This is a genomic window from Stutzerimonas kunmingensis (genome assembly GCF_014764705.1).
Taxonomy (GTDB): domain Bacteria; phylum Pseudomonadota; class Gammaproteobacteria; order Pseudomonadales; family Pseudomonadaceae; genus Stutzerimonas.
Map to the genome: position 1 here is coordinate 1 of NZ_JACXXG010000049.1, position 20,397 is coordinate 20,397.

Here is a 20,397-nt window from a genome sequence, read left to right on the forward strand (position 1 = left end):
CGAAGGAGTGGGGGCAACAGCAGCTGCGCTGGTAGACTTATCCACAGTTGCTGGTAACAAAATCAGCAATCCGCCCTGGGTCAAATTTCAATCGGCAGGGTGGGTCAATTTTCCATCAGCGCCAACAGCCGTGCGCAGGTTGGGGCTCAGCACGCAGATGCAGGTGGTGCCGGTCTACTACACCAGCGGCAGAACCCGAGAAATCAAGGCCGGCAATGCTGTGGTTCGTCTCAACCATGTTTCCAGTGATCGTTTGCAGCATGCCGGGAACAAGGTAGGCTTGGCGCTCACGGCGCTTTACTACCTCGGTAAAGATGGGGCGTGTCCCCATGCGCTTTCCAAAATAGCCGATACCCTGAGCCCGGACGAATTGACCACGCTGCTTGCCTGCAGCATGCCCAAATGGATGCGGGCGGCATTGGCTACTTTCGCTGAAGAAGCATCACTGGCGGTGTCTTCGGGAAGCTAGCCAAAGCACCCAGCACACCAGACCGAATGGATCGCAATGTGGTGTTGTGACCATTCGCCCTCAAGCCGGGTGCAACTTCATTGAAGCTATGTATTTGTGTTGTAAAGTTAAATGCAAAGGCAGTACATTTGCGTGACTTTTTTGACGAGGCCCTGCCATGTCACGCCTTAAGGACGAAACCCTTTCGATCCGCACCTCCGCTGAGATCAAGCAGCTTTTGCGTATGGCGGCTGATCGCGAACGCCGCTCGGTGGCATCGATGGTCGAGATTTTGGTGCTGGAGTACGCGCGCAATCATGACTTGAGTCTGAACCAACCAGGCGGGGAGCCCAAGACGAATGCTTGATGTGGCTCTGATTCGCCACAAGTAGCCGCCTATCCGCCACATCGAAGCCTCTATGACGGCAGGACTGATTCATGACCATCGCCGAACACCAGATCGAGCAGGACCTGCTCGCCAAGCTCGGCGACCTCAAGTACAGCTATCGCCCCGAGATTCGCGACTGCGCCGGGCTCGAAGCCAACTTTCGCGAAAAGTTCCAGCAGCTCAACCGCGTCAACCTCACCGATGAGGAGTTTGCGCGCCTGCTGGAAGAGATGGCGGTTGCAGGAGCTGAGTGCAACACGGGATATTGCTCATGCTGCTACCTCCTTCGCGGCAATGGGATTACCGCCTGCCGCGTCCTGTCGGCGCTCGACCATGCGCATGGCAACCAATAATCCTGAAAGCAGGGTCAGGGCTGCCACCACCCAAAGCGCCACAGACAGTCCCTGCCAGTCAGCCAGCAATCCGGCGAGCAGCGCACCGACCGCATAGCCCAGGTCGCGCCACAGGCGATAAACGCCCACCGCCGAAGCACGCCATGTCGGGTGCGCCACGTCGCCGATGGCTGCCAGCAAGGTGGGATAGACCATCGCTGTGCCCGCGCCGAGCAGCACGGCGCCGAGGGCAAACCCCGTGAACTGCCCGGCCAGCGCCGTCACCCCGATACCTATGGCCTGCAGGGCCATGCCCCAGACGATCAGCCACTTGCGGCCGACCCGATCGGACCAGGCGCCCGTGAAGATCTGCCCTATCCCCCAGACGGCCGGATAGATCGCCACGAGCACGCCGATCTGGCCGAACGTCATTCCGGCGGCAGCGAACAACAGCGGGAACAGCCCCCAGGCCATGCCATCGTTGAGATTGTTCACCAGCCCGGCCTGGCTCACGCTGGAAAGGTTGCGATCACGCAATGAAGTACGGAGGAAAATCTCGTCCTGACTCAACCCCATCCCCTCGACAGCAGGTTGGCTGCGCGCCTCCAGCGCCACATGCTGACGCGTTTCCTGCACCAGCAACACGGACAGCAGCAGCCCGGCCAGTACATAGACCACCCCCAGGTAGAAGGGCTCTGGCCGGAGGCCGAACTCGGCGGCGCACCATCCGGTCAGCAGTGCGCTACCGGCGACGGCCAGGTAGCCGGCGAACTCGTTCAAGCCCATGGCCAGGCCGCGCCGCCTGGGGCCGACCAGGTCGATCTTCATGATCACCGTGGTTGACCAGGTCAGCCCCTGGCTCACCCCGAGCAGCACATTGGCCGCGAGCACCCAGCTCCAGTCTGGCCCCCACATGAGCATGAAGGGCACCGGCACGGCGACCAGCCAGCCGGCCACCAGCACCGGCTTGCGCCCGAAACGATCGGAGCAGCGTCCGGCGAGATAGTTGGTCAGCGCCTTGCTGATCCCGAAGGCAACGATGAAGGAGAAGATCGCCGTGCGCGCCACCAGCTGGAACTCTTGCTCAGCCATGGCCGGGAGAATGCTGCGCTCCAGGCCGATCATGGCGCCGACGAAGGCGTTAACCAGTACCAGCAGGCCAAACTGGCCGAGGTTTTCCCGCAGGCCCAAGCGAACGCCTGTCATCGACTAACTCCACACCTCGGAACTGAAACAAATGCGGCGAGCCCTGACCAGGACTCGCCCCGACAGCGCCACGAATCAGACCACCAGCGGCAGCAGACGCACGGCCCCTTTGGGCAGGCCGGTTTCGATGGGCAGGCGCTCGTCACGCGACCATTCGTTCCAGGAACCGAGATAGATGCGCAGCTTGTCGAAGCCGGCCAGCTTCATGGCAACGTAGGTATTGGCCGCCCGTGCGCCCTTGAAGCAATAAATGATGATCTCGTCATCAGGCGTCAGGCCTCGCTCGGCCGCCAGGGCGCGTACCTGACTAGCCGACTTGAATGCCGCGACCGGTTTGCGGGTATCCATCAGCTCGTACCACTCGAGCCAGACCGCACCGGGGATGCGCCCCTTGCGCGGAGCGAAGTCCTTGCCGTAGGGCGAGGAGCTTTCCCCCAGCCATTCATCCTTGTCGCGATTGTCGAGCAGCTTGATCGTTGGATCGGCCAGTGCCGCCAGCATCTGCTCCGTGGTTACCAGCAGCTCAGCCTGCGGCAGAACGGGGAAGCACGCCGCTGCGGGGGTTACCGTCGCGATGTCGACCGTGCCGCCGAATGCCTTCCAGGCCCGCAGACCACCATCGAGGATGCCGACCTTCGGGTAGCCGAGGTACTGCAACAGCCAGAAGCCGCGGCACGATCCGCCATAGCGGGTATTCAGCGCATCTTCGTAGACGATGGCGACTTTCTCGCCATCCAGACCGGCGTTGCCGAACAGCTCGGCGAATTGCGCCTGCAAGGCCTGCAGCCCCTCGGGGCTGGTTTGCGCCAGGTAGGAAAAGACATCCGGCACATTGACCGCGCCGACGATGTGCCCGGCCTGATAACTTTCGGGGTCGCGGATGTCGATCAGCACGGCCTTGCCAGCTTGCATCAAGGCTGCCGCTTCGTCGGGCCGAAAAGCACTTTGTTGCTCATGGTTCCATCCTCTCCGGTTTGCTCCGGCCAGCCTGAAACTGGCCGAGAGCATGGGCTGCAGCAGGAATCAGTAGCTCTTGTACGGCAGGAACTTGCCGGACAGCACCACGTTGACGCGGTCGCCCTTCGGGTCGGCCTGGCGCTGGATATCCATGGAGAAGTCGATGGCGCTCATGATGCCGTCACCAAACTCCTCGTGGATCAGCTCCTTGATGGTGGTGCCGTAGATGCTGACGATCTCGTACCAGCGGTAGATCAGCGGATCGGTAGGCACGGCGCTCGGCAGCGAGCCCTTGTACGGCACGATCTGCAGCCAGGCCACCGCCTCGTCGGGCAGATCGAACAGTTGGCCGAGGGTTTCCGCCTGGGTCTTGTCGAAGGTCATTTGGCCCAGGCAGCCGGCAGTGGTCCACTCCTTGGACAGGCCGATAGCCTCGGCCACATGGCTCCACTTCAGGCCTTTGCTGACCTTGGCGGCCAGGATCAGTTTGGTCACTTCTTCGCGGCTGGAAATCATGATGCGTTCCTCATTCGGTTCGGTGTCCGGGCAGCGCCGCACTGGCGACTGCCCGCAAAATGGTCGCAGGGCGTTGCGTCAGTCTCAGTCGGCCAGGCCGATGCTGAACGGGATCGGGTTGCGCATGGTGTTGGCCACCGGCGAGTAGAAGTTGGCGTGCTTGACGATCTCATCCAGCTCCTCGCGGCTCGCATCGCCCTCCACCAGCACCTTCACACGGATTTCCTGGAAGCCCATTTGCGCAGGCTGCATCTCCGCGCCACCGGCACCCCAGGCCGCCGGGTTGCCGATATCGCCCTCGAGGAAGATTTCCAGCTTGCTCAGCTTCACCTGCTTCCAGGTGGCCACCGCGGTGATGCCCACGGCCAGGCAACCACCCAGGCCGGAGAGGACGATCTCGCCCGGGGCCGGTGCGGTGTCCTCGCCGAACAGGTGCAGCGGCTCGTCGACCACTACCGGCTGGTGATCACCGACATAGCTCAGGCTGCGGTACATGCCCTGCATGACGGAGTGGACCTTGTTGGTGCCACGGGTGGCCGGGTTGTTGCGGCCCTTCTCAGCGAAGGCCATCAACCCGTCGCGATCGATCGGCTTCAGGTAGGTCTTCACGGTGGTCGGGCAAGTGGCGGTTGCTGCAGACATGGCATTCTCCATCGGGTTTTGATCGAGCAGTTGGGCTGCTCTTTTGGACTCGAATGCTCTTTTGCAGCAGGTGTGCCAAGTCATGCCATGCCGCCGAAATCTGATTTTTATTTCTTTAAAATCATATACTTAACCAATTCAGGCCCCCCTCCCAACAACCAAGTTTTCAGCAAGCCTTGGGTATAGTCGGCAGCTGACATTGTCGACATTGACGACAATGTCAGCTCACGAATTGGCTCAGGTTGCTGGTTGGTCTACCCGGGCGGCACCCATGTTCGCGATGGCACGGAGGCTCACCAGTAGCGCCAGTTGACCAAAAACTCGGCTAGCCTTCGTGACTCAACCACCGCTCACAAGCGGGAGACGAGCATGGTCAGCAAGAACACGATCTGCCTCTGGTACGACGGCACCGCAGAGGACGCAGCGAAGTTCTAGGGGTTGTAAGCCGGAACCGCCGAAATTTCCGTTAGCCAGAGGGGCAACTCGCGTCTGAACCTCAGTCCCGCCCATCTTGGCTCATCACCCAGCTTGCGTAGCACAGCACCCTTTAGATCAGCGGACATGGCGCAGAGCCGTAGGAAGAGCTGCAAGCCGTAACTACACGAGAGATTGGTCAAGCATAGCCAACCCACCCCATGCCGATTGCAATGCCTATCCCGATAGCCATCATCCCAGGCAGGCAGCGCAACAGGAAGTCGCGCCCTGCGACCCAGGCGAGGAGGCCAGTTTTGAAGCACAGGTTAGAGAGAATCGCCAGGCCGATCGCGTTAGCGGCTACCTCGGCGCCCAGTTTCCCATTCCCAAACAGGCGCAGGGTCGACAATGCGATGGCATCAAGTTCGGTCAGCCCGGACACGGCGGACGCCAGGTAGAGCCCGCGGGTTCCCGCCCAATCGGACAGCCACGAGGCTAAAAGTAAAATGATGGCATACATCGCACCGAAGCTCAGCGCAACCCGTAACTCGGTCGGATTGGCAACTTCCGGCAAAAGAAGTGGCCCCCCCGTCCGCGAACGATGCCAGACGAACAGTACCGCCAAGCCGCCTGCCACCAGGTTGCCGACCAACACTGGCCAAAGGGTCGCCATCAAGGAGGGCGCGATGGCAAGGGCGATCATGCCCAGGCGCACGGACAAGACCAGATTGGCCATGAGAATGACGATCGACGACGTCAGCGCCATGGTCGGCGTCTGGCGGGCATGACGGGCGTACACCAGGGTAGTCGCGGTGCTCGACACCAGTCCTCCCAGCAGACCGAGCAAGGGCGGGCCAAAGCGATCTCCGACCGCACGCATGGCCAAATAGCCGGCGAGGCTCAAGCCGGATATCAGGACGACCATCATCCAGACGTGGTGAGGATTGAAAGCGCCATAGGGTCCATAACCGACGTTGGGCAGGAGCGGCAGCACGATAAAACTCAGCGTAGCGAACTGCAGGATCGACACCAGGTCGCGGGAAGTAATCCGTGAACTCAAGCCGCGCAGTTCGGCCTTGAAATGGAGCAGCGCTGCGGCAGCAATGGCTAGCATAACAGCATAACGACCGTGGCCGAGCCAAACCATCGCTCCGAGGGTGAACGAAAGCAGGATGGCCATTCGTGTGGTGGGGCCAGCGTGGCTCTCGCTCTCCCCGGTCGCGGTCTGACCGAAAACCATGATGCCCGTCATGGCCAGCAAGGCGGCAGGGAGAAACCACGGCGCCCCGACGCTCTGGCCGACGAGGGCGGCGATGGAGCCGAACAGCGCGGCCAAGGCCGAAGTTCGTAACCCCATTGCCGAACCGGCGCGTTCACGCTCAACCCCGATCAGAAGGCCGATGGCCAGGCTGGTCAGAAAAGAGATCAGATGCTCGTTGACGTTAGGGTCCATTGGCGCTTCCCGTAGTTCACCTGACCAACTGTCGGGCAGATGGAAAAATAATTGTTGAAATATGAGGTAGTAACGCCCATCACCTGCGGGAACTGACCTACGCCTTCGAGGAGATGGGGCAGGCTTGGGCCAACCGCCTGATCGAACTGCTGGTCGCCGCTTGCCATGAGGTCGATCAGGCGGCGGCGTGCTGACGCCCGAACGCCTTGCGTCCTGCCGCAAGGATTACGACGCCATTCTCGCGGACGGCGAGGCAGCCAATCCGCGCGCACCGCCTTCCGGCAAACGCGGGCTCGAGGCCGGCGTGATCGAAGCGGTGCGGCGATTCCGGCTTGACGGTCATGCCGCAGACGGGGTCGGTGATCGGGTGGTGCTCGTGCATGGCTGTGTCTCCCTTCTTGTATGGCGGCGCGCCGGCGGCGATCGGCTAAACGAGGAATTTCGCCGTGGCTTGTTGCAGATTGGACGCGAGCGATTCCAACTGGCGCGCCGCGTCGGCGATGTCTTCCACCGCCTGGCTGTTGCGCCGCGACAACGGGCGCGAAGCAGTCCTTCGTCGCCGAGCAGGTACGACGCCATCAGGAAACGCCGCAGGTTGGCCGCCTGCTGTCGCTGTACGTGGACGACAGCGTGACCGATCCGACGCCGTTCGGTGAGGTGCGCCAGCGCGCCTACAAGATCATGTCCAGGGACGCGCTGCAAAGCACCGCGCAGCGCATGAGCGTCAAGCCGCTGAACAAACTGGCGCTGCACTGGCAGGCGGTGGACGGTCTGGCCGAACGCATCCGACGCCATCTGCGGCCGCTGTACGTCGCGCTCGACTTCGCCGGCACTGATCCGGACAGCCCGTGGCTCGCGGCGCTGGCCTGGGCTAAGGGCGCGTTCGCCAAACAGCAGCGCCTGTCGCAACGGCCGCTCGCCGAATGTCCGGCGGCCACGCTGCCGAAACGCTTGCGGCCGTACCTGCTGACCTTCGACGCCGATGGCAAGCCGACTGGCCTGCACGCCGACCGCTACGAGTTCTGGCTGTACCGCCAGGTCAGGAAGCGCTTCCAGTCGGGCGAACTCTACCTCGACGACAGCTTGCAGCACCGGCATTTCTCCGACGAGTTGGTTTCGATGGACGGGAAGGCCGACGTGCTGGCACAGATGGACATCCCGTTCTTGCGGCAGCCGGTCGATACCCAACTCGATGCGCTGGCGGCCCAGCTGCACGCGCAATGGCTGGCGTTCAACCGCGAGCTGAAACAGGGCAAGCTGACGCACTTGGAATACGACAAGGACTCGCAGAAGCTGACTTGGCGCAAGCCCAAGGGCGAAAACCAGAAGGCGCGCGAGCAGGCGTTCTACGAGCAACTGCCGTTCTGCGATGTCGCTGATGTGTTCCGCTTCGTCAACGGCCAGTGCCAGTTCCTGTCGGCGTTGACGCCATTGCAGCCGCGTTACGCGAAGAAGGTAGCGGATGCCGACAGCCTGATGGCGGTCATCATCGCGCAGGCGATGAACCACGGCAACCAGGTCATGGCGCGCACCAGCGACATCCCGTACCACGTGCTGGAAAATACCTACCAGCAGTACCTGCGCCAGGCGTCGCTGCATGCTGCCAACGACCGCATCAGCAACGCCATTGCCGCGCTGCCGATCTTCCCGCATTACTCGTTCGACCTCGATGCGCTGTACGGCGCCGTCGATGGGCAGAAATTCGGCGTCGAACGGCCGACCGTGAAGGCGCGCTACTCGCGCAAGTATTTCGGGCGCGGCAAGGGCGTCGTTGCCTACACGCTCTTGTGCAACCACGTGCCGCTGAACGGTTATCTGATTGGCGCGCATGAGTACGAGGCTCACCACGTGTTCGACATCTGGTATCGCAACACGTCCGACATCGTGCCGACCGCGATCACCGGCGACATGCACAGCATCAACAAGGCCAACTTCGCCATCCTGCACTGGTTCGGACTTCGTTTCGAGCCGCGCTTCACCGACCTCGACGACCAGTTGCAGGAGCTGTATTGTTGCGCCGACGATCCGGCGCTGTACGAGAAGTGCCTGATCCGGCCGGTCGGCCAAATCGACCGGCAACTCATCGTCAGCGAGAAGGCGAACATCGACCGGATCGTCGCCACGCTGGGCCTGAAGGAAATGACGCAGGGCACGCTGATCCGGAAACTGTGCACCTACACCGCGCCGAATCCGACGCGGCGCGCGATCTTCGAGTTCGACAAGCTGGTGCGCAGCATCTACACGTTGCGCTACCTGCGCGACCCGCAACTGGAGCGTAATGTTCACCGCTCGCAGAACCGCATTGAGTCCTATCACCAGCTACGCTCGACCATCGCCCAAGTCGGTGGGAAGAAGGAATTGACCGGCCGCACCGACATCGAAATCGAGATCAGCAACCAGTGCGCCAGGCTGATCGGCAACGCGATCATCTTCTACAACTCGGCGATCCTGTCCCTGCTGCTGACGAAGTACGAGGCAGCTGGCAATGCCAAGGCGCTGGCGTTGATCACGCAGATGTCGCCAGCGGCCTGGCGGCACATCCTGCTGAACGGGCATTACACCTTCCAGACTGACGGCAAGTTCATCGACCTGGATGCGCTCGTGGCGGGACTGGAGCTGGGCTGACGGAAATTTCTGGGATTCCGGCGTACAACCCCGTTGAGTTTGGCGCGGGTTTTTAGCAAATCAGCTGGCCCGCGATCCGGTTGAGAGTGATCCGAAGCGGTCCTTGACGACCGGCACAAATCGGCCGATTCTGTTGAAAAAGTAGCGGCCTCTCCATGCCGTTGGCAAAATTGCTCTGTCAGCGAGCGTGGGGGCGAACAGCATGATGGGGCAGTTACCGGGAGGACAGCAGCGCCTGTTCTACTCGTTCAACCTAGAAGATCACGTCCCGGCTCAACACCTCCTGCGCAGCATCGACCAGTGCCTGGATCTTAGTGATCTGCGCGCCTACCTGGCGGACTTCTATAGTCCCATCGGACGCCCCTCGATTGACCCGGAATTGATGGTGCGCATGCTGGTCGTCGGCTACTGCTATGGCATTCGTTCCGAGCGGCGATTGTGCGAAGAGGTGCACCTGAACCTGGCCTATCGCTGGTTCTGCCGGCTGGGTCTGGAAGACGAAGTCCCCAATCACTCGACCTTCTCGAAGAATCGCCATGGGCGTTTTCGTGACAGCGATCTGTTCCGCTGGTTGTTCAATGAGGTGCTGCGGCGTTGCATGGCAGCCGGCCTAGTCAAGGGCGAAGGTTTTGCCGTCGACGCTAGCATCATCAAGGCGGATGCCAGCCGGCAACGTGGGGTAGCGGGAGATGAGGTCGATTGGAACGATCCAAAGCTCAGCAGCCGCGCAGTGCGCGAGTACCTCGAAGCCCTTGATGAAGAGGCGCTGGCTGAGGCTCTTCCCAAGAAAATTTCGCTCACAGATCCTCAGTCCCGTTGGACAGCAGCGCCAGGTGGGCCGGCCTTTTTTGCCTACTCCACGAATTACCTGATCGACACTGAGCACGGTGTGATCATGGACGTGGAAGCTACCCCGGCGCACCGTACCGCCGAAGTCGATTCGACTAGGACGATGGTCGAGCGTGTCAAAGCTCAGTTCGATCTCACACCGGAACGCCTTATCGGCGATACCGCTTATGGCACCGCCCCGATGCTGGCCTGGATGGTCGAAGAAAAGGACATCGAGCCGCATGTGCCGGTGTGGGACAAGACTGAGCGCAAGGACGACAGCCTCTCCAGTAACGACTTCCACTGGAACCAGGAGGCCAATGAATACCGCTGCCCAGCCGGCAAACCACTACGCAGTGAGTGGCGCGCCTTCACCCAGAAAAGATCGCGGGTGACCAAGGCCAACACCATCATTTATCGCTCCAGCCAAACCGACTGCACTACCTGTCCGCTGAAAGCGAAATGCTGCCCCAACACGCCGAATCGGAAGATCGTCCGCAGTATCCATGAGGCTGCCCGCGATGTGGCCAGGCGCATCGCCAAGACACCGGAATACCTCGTCTCTCGCTGCGAACGAAAGAAGGTGGAGATGCTGTTCGCCCACCTCAAACGGATCATGAAACTCGATCGTTTACGACTGCGCGGCCTGACAGGTGCCACTGACGAATTCACTTTGGCGGCGGCGGTGCAGAACCTGCGACGCATGGCCAAGCTTTTGCCTCAAGGGCCACCGCTCACGGGATAGGTACGCCTGCTGAGAGCAGAAACCTTCAAATTAACCCTCAGGCCTGAGCAAGGACGCTCAGCGAAACGCCGAAAGGCAACCTGAAGTGGCTTGCAGTCACTTCGACAGCAGGCACACCTGATCGGCAGGCCGCCGCTAAACCTACTTTTTCAACAGAATCGGTCGAAAGCGGCCCAAGCCGACCTCAAATCACCCGCATCAACTCATCCCATCGAGTCGTATACCGCTGCGACATCATCCCCCGCTTCATTGCCCACTCCGGCACTGCCGAAACCCTACCAAGGCGAACGGTTCCCCTGCCCTCATGCGCATTGATCCGATCGAATACCTGGAAGCGCTGCGGTACGACAAACCGATCGAAGGATCCCGCGTAGCGCTTCATCACCTCTCTGAAACGCTTTGCGGAATCAGCGTTCGAGGACCGGAACAGCACCTCAACCAAGACAGCACGCGGGCACAGCGAACCACAGAAGGCTGCGGAAACATCTGCTGCACGCACGGCTGGAGGGGCGGAAGCACCCCATCACGAATGGAGTGCTTACCTAAGCGGCCGCCACAGAAACTTACCGGCAGTTAGGCTGTAGCCCTAATTGCCGCCAATGACCGGTGCTGTTTTCCATCCACATCGAAATTATCCAGGCTCAGCCAAGCGTCGAACGCGGCCTTGATGGTGGGCCAGTCCTCGCCAATGATGGAATACCAGGCGGTATCGCGATTGCGCCCCTTGTATATCGCAGCGCGGCGAAAGGTTCCCTCGTATTGAAAGCCCAGGCGCTCGGCGGCCTTGCGAGACGGTCCGTTCAGGTCGTCGCACTTCCATTCGTAGCGGCGATACCCGAGTACATCGAAGGCATAGGCCATCAGCAGGTAGTGCGCCTCGGTCGAGCGCGTCGACTGTTTAAGCAACGGGGAGAAGGCAACGCTTCCGACCTCGATGACGCCGTTCGCCGGGTCGATACGCAGCAGCGCCAGGGTGCCGATCGCCCTGTCGGAACTCGCATCGATGACGGCGAAATGCCGGGGGTCGACGCTTCGGGCCGCTTTTTCAGCATATTCACGATATTGCTCGACGCTGCCGAAAGGCTCCATCGACAGGTAGGTCCAGTCGCTGTCGTCGCCTGCAGACCGATAGGCGGCGAACAGGTCGGCGGCATGAGCCGTGGCGTCGAGAGGTTCCAGGCGGCAGTGCCGACCGGTCAGGGTCACAGCGCCTGGCTGCGGTCTCGGTGTCCAGTTCGCAACTGGCAAACCAATGGTTTGCCCAAATTCATTCGTTCTTGCCATCGTCACCGTCCCGATTGGCGCATTGTGCGGGCCTGCTCCATGACCACCCCTTCGAGCCCGAGCACTTCGCCCGCATCGGAGTAGATGCCGCAACCACGCTCCTGGACTGCCTTGGGGCGGGCGTCGGCACCGACCAGGCGGTACTCGATGGTAAATCGCTGCCGCGTGCGGAGTGCTCGCTGAATCTCCTGCCAGACATGTTCCCTGTCCGCAACGTGGATCAGGCTGTTATAGGTCAAGCTGCGGTTGTCCACCAAGCGCTCCACGCCGTAGCCAGTCAGGGCGAGGCAGCCGGCGCTGACGTATTCCATGGTCCAGTCGCGGTTGTTGCGGCAGCGATAAACCATCACCGGCAGCCCGTCGAGCAGGTTGTTGAGGCTACGGTGACTGGCCTCTAGCCGCCGGTGTCCGGGGATCTGCGCACTGACATCGGCGAGGCTGGCGAGAAAGCCCTGCTGCTGGCGGCACAGGCGCACCTCCACCCAGCGCAATTCACCGGCATGCGTCAGATAGCGAAGCACGAAGACCCGCTCGGATTGGCCGGCGCGCAACGCCTCGAGTGCCTGGTTCCAGTGGGGCTGGTCCTCGATATGGATGAAGTCAACGAGCCGGCGCGACAGGCAGTCGCCACACCGGTGGCCGCTCAGCCGCTCCCAGCCGTTGCTCAGGCGCGACATTCGCCCGGTCTCGTCAAGCCGCACCAGCGCCAGCGGGAGACAGTCGAGGTCGTCGCGTGGGTCGCTGGCAGGCATCTGCCGCCAGCGCCACAACAGGCCGTGCAGGGCGAACCGACAGCCTTGCAGGAGACTCATGCGCCTTCCTCCCAACCAGAGATATGGCCGCTGCGGTAGGCCCAGGCCGCCAGTTCCAGCCGCGAATGCAGGTTCAGCTTGCTGAGCAGGTGCTTGACGTGGATTTTCACCGTGCCGTCGCTGATACCGAGGCGGCGGGCGATCAGCTTGTTGTTCAGCCCTTCGGCGATCAGCGCCAGCGTCTGCCGCTCGCGTTCGGTCAACTCGACCGGGGCCGCCGCTGCACAGCTGCGCTCGCGCAACCCGCTGGCCAGCACCTCGGTGAGCGCCGGGTCGAGTACCAGTCGCCCGCTGGCGCAATCACCGAGCGCGGCCAGCAGGGCGTTTGGATCGATGTCCTTGAGCAGGTAGCCGTCGGCGCCGGCCTGCAACGCGGCGAGCAGATCCTGATGCGCGGCCGAGGCCGTCAGCACGACCACGCGGCTGGCCGGCGACTGGCGCTTGAAGTCCGCCAGAACCTGCAGGCCACCGAGGCCGGGCAGGTGCAGATCGAGCAGTACCAGGTCCGGGACCAGTACCGCGGCCAGGGCCAGCCCCTCCGCGCCGGTCGAGGTGCTGCCGACCACGGCGAAGCGCCCGCTCGCATCGAGCAGTTCGGCGACTCCGCGGCGCAGCAGCGGATGGTCGTCCACCAACAGCACGCGCAGGTGCGTTGTCATGGCGGACTCCAGCGCAGGCGCACCAGAGTGCCGCATGGCTCGGCCGGCCCGATCGAAAGCTCGGCGCCGATCGCCGTGGCGCGCTCTTGCATGATCCGCAAGCCGTGGTGGCCGTGTTCTGACGGCATCTGCCGCAGGCCCAGGCCATCGTCGCTCAGGCGCAGCTCGAAACCCTGTCGGTCCTGCTCGTGCAGTTCGATAAGCACCTGCCGGGCATGGGAGTGACGCATCACGTTGGTCAGCGCCTCGCGCACGACCTGCAGGACTTCGAAGGCCACCGCATCGGGCAGGTGCTCGGCCGGTAGGCGGTTGTCCAGTTCGAATACGCAGCTGCTGCGACGCGAAAATTCCGCCACGCAGGCTTCCAGAGCCTGGCGCAGCGAGCCGCCGTTCATGCCCGGGCGGGCAGTGGCGATCAGCGCGCGCACCTGGCGATGCACGCAGCGCAGCTGTTCCTGCAGGTCTTGCGCCATGCTGCGGACTTGTTCCGGCTCGTCCAGCACGGCCTGCAGGCGCGTGGCGCGGATCTGCAGGTAACTCAGCTGCTGCGCTACCGAGTCGTGCAGCTCGCGGGCTAGCAGGGCCGGGTCCATCGCGGTTTCGTGCCGGCCTCGCGCCCTGCCCTGCCGCAGCGCGCGTAGCACCTCACCCAGGCGCGCGGCCAGGCGCACGGCCTGCCGTTGCAGCAACCAGCCGGGAGGCCGTCGGTAATCGAGCAGCAGCACGGCCAGCCGACCGCGCTCGAGTTTCAGCGGGCAGATCAGCCGATGGCGTCCGGCGGTCAGGCAGGTAGCGCAGCGCTGAGCACCATCAGCGGCCGAGAGCGGCTGGCCGTGGGGGCAGGCATCGGCCGCCTCGCCCAGCACCTGCCAGCCGCCATCCTGCGGATCGGGCAGCAACAGCCAGGCGTACCGCACCGGTGTGTGCCGGGTCAGGGAGGCCAACAGCGCCAGCAGCGGCGCCTGGCTGTCCGGTTGTTGCAGCAGGCGCAGCGGCAGGTCGCCGAGCAGGCGTTTGCACGACTCCGGCCTGGTTCGCCGGTCGGCGAACCAGGATCGTGCGGTGTTACGCATCAGCAGCAGCATTGGTGCCTCTTCGAGGTTTCCCGCCCGCTAGCGCCCAGCAAATTTCACACCACGCGCCCCGCAGCCGGCGATGGCAGCCGATAGCGCCCGAGTATCAATAACTTGCGTCAGCCCGCCAGCCGCTGCAGAAGGTGCCCAGGCCGCTGCCACGCTGCACCGGGATGGCCCCTGCTGCGCTGTCGCTGGGCGATTCCGGCCCGCTGGGGCGCATCTATCCCCAACGGGGTATCCCTAGCAAGGCAGTTTCCCGGCGCTGGCAAAGCCCTAGGGTATTTCTCAGCAGGAAACAAACTTTCCAGAAAACACATGAGGAAACCCAGCATGAGCACCCGTATCGCCATCATCGGCGCAGGTCCCTGCGGCCTGGCCCAGCTTCGCGCCTTCCAGTCCGCCGCAGCCAAGGGCGCCGAGCTTCCCGAACTGGTCTGCTACGAGAAACAGAGCGACTGGGGCGGCATGTGGAACTACACCTGGCGCACCGGGCTGGACGAACACGGCGAGCCGGTGCACGGCAGCATGTACCGCTACCTCTGGTCCAACGGGCCGAAGGAATGCCTGGAGTTCGCCGACTACACCTTCGACGAGCACTTCGGCCGGCCGATGGGCTCCTACCCGCCGCGCGAGGTGCTCTGGGACTACATCAAGGGGCGCGTCGAAAAGGCCGGCGTGCGCCAGTACATCCAGTTCAACACGGTGGTACGCGCGGTGACTTTCGACGAGGGCCGCGGGCTGTTCAGCGTCACCGTGCACAACTACGACGAGGACCTGACCAGCACCCGCGAATTCGACTACGTGGTGGTCGCCAGCGGCCATTTCTCGACGCCCAACGTGCCGCACTTCCGCGGTTTCGAGAGCTTCGCCGGGCGCATCCTGCACGCCCACGACTTTCGCGATGCGCTGGAATTCAAGGGCAAGGACGTGCTGGTGGTGGGCAGCAGCTACTCGGCCGAAGACATCGGTTCGCAGTGCTACAAGTACGGCGCCCGCTCGATCACCAGCTGCTACCGCAGTGCACCGATGGGCTACAAGTGGCCGGCCAACTGGGAGGAAAAGCCGCTGCTGTCGCACGTCAGGGGCAGCACCGCCTACTTTGCCGACGGCAGCAGCAAGCACATCGACGCCATCATCCTCTGCACCGGCTACAAGCATCATTTCCCCTTCCTCGATGAAAGCCTGCGGCTGAAAACCGATAACCGCCTCTGGCCGCTGAACCTCTACAAGGGGGTGTTCTGGGAGCCGAACCCGAAGCTCATCTACCTCGGCATGCAGGACCAGTGGTACAGCTTCAACATGTTCGACGCCCAGGCCTGGTATGCCCGCGACGTGATCCTCGAACGCATCCCGCTGCCCGAGCGCGTCCACATGCACGCCGAAAACATCGCCTGGCGCCAGGAAGAGGAAACCCTGGAAACCGCCCAGCAGATGTTCGAGTTCCAGGGCGAATACATCCGTCAGTTGATCGAAGCCACCGACTACCCGTCCTTCGACATCGCCGCGGTCAACCAAACCTTCCTGCAATGGAAGCAGGACAAGTACGAAGACATCATGGGCTACCGCGACAAGTGCCACCGCTCGCTGATGACCGGCACGCTGGCCACCCCCCACCACACCGAATGGCTGCAGGCACTGGATGATTCCCTGCAGGCCTATCTCTGCGACGAGCCGGAACAGCGCCTGAAAACGGTCGGCTGAACGACGGCCGCCCCACGCCAGCACTGCGGGGCGGCCGCGATGCCTTTTCCATCGAATCCAGCGGAGCCCGCCATGAACCTTCCCGTTTTTTCCCGCCCCAGCGAACCGGCGCTGTTCGCCCGGGCGCCTGCGCTTGAACGTCACCGCGTCGCGCCGGGCGGCCTCACCGTGGTCAGCCTTGAGGCCGGCGATCGGCTGGAGGTGATCGATATCGAGGGCGACCAGCCGGCCGAACTCGCCGCCTTCGCCGACGACGGCCAGCCCGCGCTGGCCGCCCTGGGCCTGGAAGCCCGGATGGATGCCGACTTCATCGCCCGCCTGCTCGCCGCTGGCGGTAGCGATGCCGCCAGGGTGCGCCTCGGCCTCGCCCGGCATCGTGTCGACTGCAGCCGTACGCTGGTTGCCGCACGGCTCTGGCCCGCCGCGACGCCAGCCGGCTTTGCGCGGCGGCTGGAGGCCAGCGACAACCTGCTGGTGGTGGTCGCCGCGCCGGGTGGGCACACGCCAGTGGACGGCCAGCGACGCGCCAGCGAACTGCGCCTGTTGATCCACCGGGCCAACCCCCGGCAGACTCTCCGTCCGCCGCTGCCGGAGCCGATCGGCGAGCTGCTCGACGAATTCACCATCCGGCCCGGCAGCGCCCGCGACTATCGGGTCGGCGCCGGCCAGTACATCCAGGTCATCGACGTCGCCGGCCGGCAGTGCTCGGACTTCGTCGCCTTCGACCGTCGCGGCCTGGATGCCGGTCACCAGATCGACCTCGACCCGACCGTCACCCGCACCCTCAACGGCCATGCCTATCCCGGCCCCGGCCTGTTCAGCCGCTTCTTCGACCGCAACATGCAGCCGATGCTGGAGGTGGTGCGCGACACCGTTGGCCGCCACGACACCTTCGCCCTGGCCTGCACGGCGCGCTATTACGAGTCGCAGGGCTACTTCGGCCATGCCAACTGCAGCGACAACATCAGCCGTGCGCTGGCCGGCCACGGCGTGCACGCCCGCCCGGGCTGGCCGGCGATCAACTTCTTCTTCAACACCGCCATCGACGCCCACCAGCAGCTCACCCTCGACGAGCCCTGGTCACGCCCCGGCGACTACGTGCTGCTGCGCGCCATGACCGATCTGGTCTGCGCCAGCAGCAGCTGCCCGGACGACATCGACCCGGCCAACGGCTGGCAGCCCACCGATATCCACGTTCGCCTGTATTCCGAAAAGGAGCGCTTCAGTATCGCCATGGCCACTCGCAAGACTCCCGACGCCGATCCGGTGCTGACCCGTGAAAGTGGCTTCCATCCGGCTACTGCCGCACTTACCCGGCACTTCGTCGATTACCGCGGCTGGTGGACGCCGACCCATTTCGACGGCTTCGGCGCCATCGAGGAATACCACGGCTGCCGCGAGCGGGTGGCGGTGATGGACCTGTCCGCCCTGCGCAAATTCGAAGTCATCGGGCCGGACGCCGAAGCCCTGCTCAACTACTGCCTGACCCGCGACGTACGCAAGCTGGCGGTCGGCCAGGTCGTCTACAGCGCCATGTGCTACGAGCACGGCGGCATGCTCGATGACGGCACCCTGCTGCGTCTGGGGCCCGACACCTTCCGCTGGATCGGCGGCGAAGACTACGCCGGGATCTGGCTGCGCGAGCAGGCGCAGAAGCTCGGCATGAAGGTGTGGATCAAGTCCGCCTCCGAGCAGATCCACAACATCGCCGTGCAGGGACCGCGCAGCCGCGAGCTGCTGCAACAGCTGATCTGGACGCCGGCTACCCAGCCTGCGCTTGCCGAGCTGGGCTGGTTCCGCTTTCTGCTCGGTCGCCTGGATGACTACAACGGCTGCCCGCTGATGGTGTCGCGCACCGGCTATACCGGCGAGCTGGGCTACGAGATCTGGTGCCACCCGGACCACGCCGTGCAGCTCTGGCAACGCATCTGGCAGCTTGGCCAGCCGCTGGGCCTGGTGCCGCTGGGCCTGCATGCGCTGGACATGCTGCGTATCGAGGCCGGGCTGGTCTTCGCCGGCTATGAGTTCTGCGACCAGACCGACCCCTTCGAGGCGGGTATCGGCTTCACCGTGCCACTGAAGACCAAGCAGGACGACTTCATCGGCCGCGCCGCCCTGGAGCGACGTAGCGCCCAGCCGCAGCGCCGGCTGGTGGGGCTGGAACTGGAGGGCAACGAGGTGGCGATGCACGGCGACTGCGTGCATGTCGGCCGCGCCCAGGTCGGGGTAATCACCAGCGCCACGCGCGCGCCGCTGCTGGGCAGGAACATCGCGCTCTGTCGGCTGGATATTGCCTACTGCACGCCGGGCACCCGGCTCGAAGTGGGCAAGCTCGACGGCCAGCAGAAACGCATCGGCGCCCGCGTGGCGGGCAGCACGGTCGCCTACGACCCGGACAAGTCGCGGGTACGCGCATGACCAGCCCCGGCTTGCGCAGTGATGGTGCGCAGACAGCGCACCTGCAGCCTCGTAGCGCCTGAGTTTACCGGCGCAAGCCGCGAGCCAGGCGCCTCGCACTGCCCTGGCACAAGGCTTGCCTTTCCTCTCACGAACTTTTAGTGAGCAAAGATAAAAAATAACGACTGTCCGCCGAGACAGCTCCCTCATTTCTGCCGCCACACCAAATCAGATCAATGCCTTGAGGGTTACGCGATGGAAGAGCAAACAACACTCACGCTCGAAGAACTGCACGCACTGATAGAGATGACCAACACGCTGAACATGGAAATCTTCTACTGGTGGTGCACGGCGCTGATGGTCCTGATCCACGCCGGGTTCCTGTCTTACGAGATCGGCGCCTCGCGCCTGAAGAACGCGCTGGCCGCCGGGGTGAAGAACATCCTCGCGTTCGGCTTCGTCATTCCCAGCGTGTTCCTCTGCGGCTGGGCCATCTACAACGCCTTCCCCGACGGCCTAGTGCCGCGCATGGATGCCCTGCTGGCGGCCATGCCCTGGAGCGAATCCATGGGGCCCAACCTCAAGGACAATGCCACCGGGATCTTCTGGGGTGCCTTCGCCCTGTTCGCCGCCACCACCGGCTCGATCCTCTCCGGGGCGATCATCGAACGTGCGCGGATAAGCGCCTTCATCATCCTCACCATTGCCCTGGGCGGCGTGCTCTGGCTGCTGGCGGCCTCGTGGGGCTGGCACCCCGAAGGCTGGCTGACGGTGCAGTTCGGCTACCATGACGTCGGCGCCGCGGGCGTGGTCCACCAGGTCGCGGGTTTCTTCGCCCTGGCGGTGGTGATCAACCTGGGCGCGCGCATCGGCCGCTTCAACCCGGACGGCTCGGTCAACCAGATCGTCGGTCACAGCATGCCGATGAGCGTGGTCGGCCTGATGCTGATCATCGTCGGTTTCTTCGGCTTTCTCGGCGGCTGCATCATCTATAACAGCGGCGCGCAGTGGATCAACATCTACGGCCAGCCGACCAATCTCTCCGCCTTCGCCTTCAACACCCTGATGGGCTTCGCTGGTGGCCTGATTGGCGCCTACCTGACCACCCGCGAGCCATTCTGGATGATGTCTGGCGGCCTGGTCGGGATCATCTCCGTGGCCCCGGGACTCGACCTTTACCACCCCGGCCTGGCCTACCTGATCGGCATGGGCGTCGCCGCCGCCGCACCCTTGGTGAACAACCTGCTGCTGAAACTGCAGCTGGACGACGCCGTGGGCGCCTTCGCCGTGCATGGCTTCGGCGGCTTCGCCGGGCTGGTCATCAGTGGCGTGTTCCTCGCCGGCTACCCAAACGTCAACGGCATGGCCGAAATCAGCTTCACCGGCCAACTGGTCGGCGCGCTGGTAATGGCCTCGCTGGGCTTCTTCCCCGGCTATGCCATCTCCTACGGGCTGAAGAAGATCGGCATGTTGCGCGTTCCGGCGAATGCAGAGGAACGCGGTCTGGATCTCACCGAAGTGCCCGCCCAGGCCTACCCGGAATGGACGGCCATGTACGGCCACGCCACCAGCGTCGATGGCCGGGAAGTCACCACCCTGGTAGTCGAAGCCAAACCGGCCTGATCGCCACCCCAGGCGCGCCGCTCCCGGCGCGCCTCGTCCATACAGGAGCAAGACCATGAGCATCAGTACCTTCGAAGGCGCCGGCGCGGTTTTCACCTTCGCCGACAAGCCCACCATCCTGATGGTGATCACCTTTCTCGTCGCCGCCGTCAGTTTGTTCGCCCTAGCAGGCCGTTGAAAAAAGCCAGAGCCCGCGTGGCTCTGGCAAAATGGCGGCCATCCTCTTCTGCCGAAGCCAGCCCAAGCCGATGCGTGGACTCGACCTCAAACAAAACGAGCTGTTCAGTTATA

The 20,397-nt window shown here is 63.4% G+C and carries 19 protein-coding genes and 1 pseudogene; 9 read left to right on the top strand and 11 right to left on the bottom strand.

Annotation, left to right across the window (positions count from 1 at the left end; all coding sequences use genetic code 11):
• The first annotated feature begins 7 nt into the window (after positions 1 to 7).
• From IEG05_RS21520 to IEG05_RS23650, 3 genes are all read left to right on the top strand, one after another.
• Positions 8 to 469, top strand: coding sequence for a DUF6088 family protein (locus tag IEG05_RS21520; protein ID WP_336509765.1), 462 nt, complete (start codon positions 8 to 10; stop codon positions 467 to 469).
• Positions 470 to 626: 157 nt separating this feature from the next.
• On the top strand, positions 627 to 815 hold the full coding sequence (locus IEG05_RS21525; RefSeq protein WP_063541680.1) for a ribbon-helix-helix domain-containing protein: 189 nt from the start codon (positions 627 to 629) through the stop codon (positions 813 to 815).
• 71 nt (positions 816 to 886) lie between these two features.
• Positions 887 to 1,189: a PDDEXK family nuclease gene (locus tag IEG05_RS23650; protein WP_419581653.1), complete on the top strand. Its 303-nt coding sequence runs from the start codon at positions 887 to 889 to the stop codon at positions 1,187 to 1,189.
• Here IEG05_RS23650 and IEG05_RS21535 read toward each other — a convergent pair.
• From IEG05_RS21535 to IEG05_RS21560, 6 genes are all read right to left on the bottom strand, one after another.
• Positions 1,106 to 2,374: an MFS transporter gene (locus IEG05_RS21535; RefSeq protein ID WP_046622482.1), complete on the bottom strand. Its 1,269-nt coding sequence runs from the start codon at positions 2,372 to 2,374 to the stop codon at positions 1,106 to 1,108. The two genes, IEG05_RS23650 and IEG05_RS21535, sit on opposite strands and share 84 nt — an antisense overlap.
• A gap of 75 nt (positions 2,375 to 2,449) precedes the next feature.
• The gene (locus IEG05_RS21540; RefSeq protein WP_081253755.1) at positions 2,450 to 3,382 is read right to left on the bottom strand and encodes a sulfurtransferase; all 933 of its coding nucleotides are present in this window, start codon (positions 3,380 to 3,382) and stop codon (positions 2,450 to 2,452) included.
• Positions 3,383 to 3,397: 15 nt separating this feature from the next.
• Positions 3,398 to 3,847, bottom strand: coding sequence for a cyanase (gene cynS, locus IEG05_RS21545; protein WP_042939156.1), 450 nt, complete (start codon positions 3,845 to 3,847; stop codon positions 3,398 to 3,400).
• Between the two features lie 84 nt (positions 3,848 to 3,931).
• Complete coding sequence (locus IEG05_RS21550) at positions 3,932 to 4,489, bottom strand: OsmC family protein (protein ID WP_152664437.1); 558 nt, start codon at positions 4,487 to 4,489, stop codon at positions 3,932 to 3,934.
• A 613-nt stretch (positions 4,490 to 5,102) separates the two neighbouring features.
• Positions 5,103 to 6,356, bottom strand: a complete 1,254-nt coding sequence (locus IEG05_RS21555) for an MgtC/SapB family protein (protein ID WP_046622487.1) — start codon at positions 6,354 to 6,356, stop codon at positions 5,103 to 5,105.
• Positions 6,357 to 6,531: 175 nt separating this feature from the next.
• Positions 6,532 to 6,738 (bottom strand): hypothetical protein, encoded by a 207-nt coding sequence (locus IEG05_RS21560; protein WP_046622489.1) that lies wholly within the window; start codon positions 6,736 to 6,738, stop codon positions 6,532 to 6,534.
• A gap of 155 nt (positions 6,739 to 6,893) precedes the next feature.
• Between IEG05_RS21560 and IEG05_RS21565 the strand changes: the two are divergent.
• Both IEG05_RS21565 and IEG05_RS21570 read left to right on the top strand, forming a co-directional pair.
• Positions 6,894 to 8,981, top strand: a pseudogene (locus IEG05_RS21565) (Tn3 family transposase); the annotation flags it as partial.
• Positions 8,982 to 9,183: 202 nt separating this feature from the next.
• Positions 9,184 to 10,554, top strand: coding sequence for an IS1182-like element ISCfr1 family transposase (locus IEG05_RS21570; protein WP_003116647.1), 1,371 nt, complete (start codon positions 9,184 to 9,186; stop codon positions 10,552 to 10,554).
• Positions 10,555 to 10,738: 184 nt separating this feature from the next.
• Here IEG05_RS21570 and IEG05_RS21575 read toward each other — a convergent pair whose 3' ends face one another.
• The 5 genes from IEG05_RS21575 to IEG05_RS21595 all read right to left on the bottom strand — a co-directional run bounded on the left by IEG05_RS21575 (position 10,739) and on the right by IEG05_RS21595 (position 14,394).
• Positions 10,739 to 10,936 carry a DUF4113 domain-containing protein gene (locus IEG05_RS21575; protein ID WP_046622145.1) on the bottom strand — a complete coding sequence of 66 codons (198 nt, stop codon included), beginning with the start codon at positions 10,934 to 10,936 and terminating at the stop codon, positions 10,739 to 10,741.
• 191 nt (positions 10,937 to 11,127) lie between these two features.
• On the bottom strand, positions 11,128 to 11,760 hold the full coding sequence (locus tag IEG05_RS21580) for a GNAT family N-acetyltransferase (protein ID WP_231098780.1): 633 nt from the start codon (positions 11,758 to 11,760) through the stop codon (positions 11,128 to 11,130).
• Positions 11,761 to 11,840: 80 nt separating this feature from the next.
• Positions 11,841 to 12,650, bottom strand: coding sequence for a PAS domain-containing protein (locus tag IEG05_RS21585; protein WP_052742229.1), 810 nt, complete (start codon positions 12,648 to 12,650; stop codon positions 11,841 to 11,843).
• Positions 12,647 to 13,309, bottom strand: a complete 663-nt coding sequence (locus IEG05_RS21590) for a response regulator (protein ID WP_046622151.1) — start codon at positions 13,307 to 13,309, stop codon at positions 12,647 to 12,649. Before IEG05_RS21590 ends, IEG05_RS21585 begins: the two co-directional genes overlap by 4 nt.
• On the bottom strand, positions 13,306 to 14,394 hold the full coding sequence (locus tag IEG05_RS21595) for a sensor histidine kinase (protein WP_052742230.1): 1,089 nt from the start codon (positions 14,392 to 14,394) through the stop codon (positions 13,306 to 13,308). Before IEG05_RS21595 ends, IEG05_RS21590 begins: the two co-directional genes overlap by 4 nt.
• A 321-nt stretch (positions 14,395 to 14,715) precedes the next feature.
• On the opposite strand from IEG05_RS21595, the gene IEG05_RS21600 reads away from it, so the two are divergent.
• From IEG05_RS21600 to IEG05_RS23520, 4 genes are all read left to right on the top strand, one after another.
• Positions 14,716 to 16,086 (top strand): NAD(P)-binding domain-containing protein, encoded by a 1,371-nt coding sequence (locus IEG05_RS21600; protein WP_191122712.1) that lies wholly within the window; start codon positions 14,716 to 14,718, stop codon positions 16,084 to 16,086.
• A 72-nt stretch (positions 16,087 to 16,158) separates the two neighbouring features.
• The gene (locus IEG05_RS21605) at positions 16,159 to 18,504 is read left to right on the top strand and encodes a trimethylamine N-oxide demethylase (RefSeq protein WP_046622155.1); all 2,346 of its coding nucleotides are present in this window, start codon (positions 16,159 to 16,161) and stop codon (positions 18,502 to 18,504) included.
• A gap of 234 nt (positions 18,505 to 18,738) precedes the next feature.
• Positions 18,739 to 20,106 (top strand): ammonium transporter, encoded by a 1,368-nt coding sequence (locus tag IEG05_RS21610; RefSeq protein ID WP_046622158.1) that lies wholly within the window; start codon positions 18,739 to 18,741, stop codon positions 20,104 to 20,106.
• 55 nt (positions 20,107 to 20,161) lie between these two features.
• A complete protein-coding gene (locus IEG05_RS23520; protein WP_263481123.1) occupies positions 20,162 to 20,284 on the top strand; it encodes a hypothetical protein in 123 nt (40 codons plus the stop codon).
• Positions 20,285 to 20,397: the final 113 nt, after the last annotated feature.